The organism is Microcoleus sp. Pol7_B2 (assembly GCF_036701035.1).
Taxonomy (GTDB): domain Bacteria; phylum Cyanobacteriota; class Cyanobacteriia; order Cyanobacteriales; family Microcoleaceae; genus Microcoleus.
This window is the reverse complement of the sequence record NZ_JAUBQB010000182.1, coordinates 1-1,838: the sequence shown is the minus strand read 5'-3', so window position 1 is coordinate 1,838 and position 1,838 is coordinate 1. Positions and strand designations below refer to the sequence as shown.

Sequence of the window (1,838 nt, the reverse complement as noted above, 5' to 3'; positions counted from 1 at the left end):
AAATTGTTTTTTCCAATAACCAATAAAAAAATTACTTACACCTAAAATATTGCTGATTTCATGGTAGATATTACCTGCGAGCGCCATCCTTACAGCTATTGCTCGTTTTAGTTATCTTGCATCGATATCACTTTTAATGAAAAATTCTAATTAGGCTATTTCTTTTTCCATATCTTTTTGTGAAAGTTGTAAGTTATTCATTTTTTTGTCATAATTAACTATTGCATATAATTGTACCATAATCATGATAATGATGCGAGGATTGCTATAGTTATTATCCATAGCAGCCCGATGGGATTTTTGACGATTGCTACGTTGATAAGATTGCTCCAGGTTTAAAGCATTAAGAGCCAGGGGTCGCAGCGCCGTGCTAAGTTTTGTGGTCCGTGACCTGTACGGACGCGACAAGCATCTTCATTCCAGGTAACATCTAAAGTCCAATGCAGACTATTTTCAATACCCCAATGCAGGCGGATAGCTTGTGCTACTCGCTCGGCATTGCATGACAAACTCGTTAAATAGAACTGAACTTCACGGGTGGTTTTATTCCATAGATGTCTGACCCGGACTACCATGACAACACATTGAAGACCGATCCAATCGTTTTGGTGATGTAAAGTTGGCAATTGAGAAAGAGGGACGCACCAACAGGAACGTTTTTCAGTGCGATGATGACCTCGTTCTACCCGTTGCTCATAACTATGGAGCGTAGCTTCAAATCCGTGAGATAATTGTTGCTCAAACCCTGAGGGGGTGACAAAGAGGCCTAGGAAATAGACCGAATAAGGGTTGCAGCCCGCATAGCTTGTTGATAAAAGCGGCGTTTATTGGGAGTTAACTTCATTAACTGTTCCACCTCTAATGAAAAATCATCGAGATAATTAACCCACTTTTCTCCATCTAAACCAACACCAAATGTACTCCGTCTACGATATCTTTTCTTGGGTTATTTTCGGCGACATATATATTTTTGCACCTGCTTTTTTCTCAGTGAGCGTGCCTTGAAATATTGCCTCCCGGTAGGATCGCGTCATCAGCAGAATCATGTTAATAAGTCGGTTTCCTTTGAGGCTAGTTCCTTCAAGATCGTAGCCTCCTGTTTTACAGTCTCTAAACATTTCTTCAATGCCCATCCGTTGCTTGTAAGCATCCAGCGCTGCAGGCAACTCGCTGTAAATCTGTGAGAATAAACCACGCTTCCTCAACCTTCCATGCCCCATAGTTTCTTTTCCACTTACAAGCAACATCAAATTCAGTAGCGGGCTGAGTTTTCCTCACTCTTTTACCTGGAAAATACAAAGAGGTTCCACAGCAGGATTCCTAATTCATCTAGCCGTCGCCAAACTAAATGTTCTGTTTCGATACAATGATTCCTATTCAGTCTAAAACAAAAAGACACACCCTTTTCTTTCAGCCAGTTTCCCAAGTCAATCGAACAAAATTCACGGTCTCCTAAAACGATTACTTTATATTGGTAAAACAATGGTAAAACAGGCTGTAAATTTGTAGTTTTTTCGTCGAAGTTGCTGCTTCCCAATTTTGGCAACAGCGACCAGTATAATGGAATTGCTCTTCGCTCCCATATTAAGCTAACCATAAATAAATTAATACACCCCCATTGACTGCTGTCGATTGATCTTGATGTAAGGATTCAGGTCTAAAGTTTGGGAACAAGAGAAGGCATCACAAAGTTACAAGAATGGGCAGATAGAGCATCACGTAAAAAAGCCATTGCACTTTTACCTTGAAACCGACAAGTCTGAATCACTGATAACAAATCAGCAGTTTGTTCAAACCGAGACATCGCTCGGGAACCACCAGATACCTTACGTTTAGTC

Annotated in this window: 1 protein-coding gene and 2 pseudogenes; all 3 read right to left on the bottom strand. The window is 40.5% G+C overall.

Translation table 11 applies throughout. From position 1 onward, the window contains the following. Nucleotides 1-335 precede the first annotated feature (335 nt). Nucleotides 336-731: pseudogene (locus QUA57_RS28845) on the bottom strand (ISAs1 family transposase); the annotation flags it as partial. A gap of 195 nt (nucleotides 732-926) precedes the next feature. After that, nucleotides 927-1,247, bottom strand: a complete 321-nt coding sequence (locus QUA57_RS28415) for a hypothetical protein (RefSeq protein WP_333065131.1) — start codon at nucleotides 1,245-1,247, stop codon at nucleotides 927-929. 410 nt (nucleotides 1,248-1,657) lie between these two features. Beyond that, nucleotides 1,658-1,838: pseudogene (locus QUA57_RS28410) on the bottom strand (IS66 family transposase); the annotation flags it as partial.

Excerpts from the sequence above, each read along its gene's own strand:
- QUA57_RS28415 (WP_333065131.1), bottom strand. The coding sequence starts at position 1,247 with ATGTTGCTTGTAAGTGGAAAAGAAACTATGGGGCATGGAAGGTTGAGG.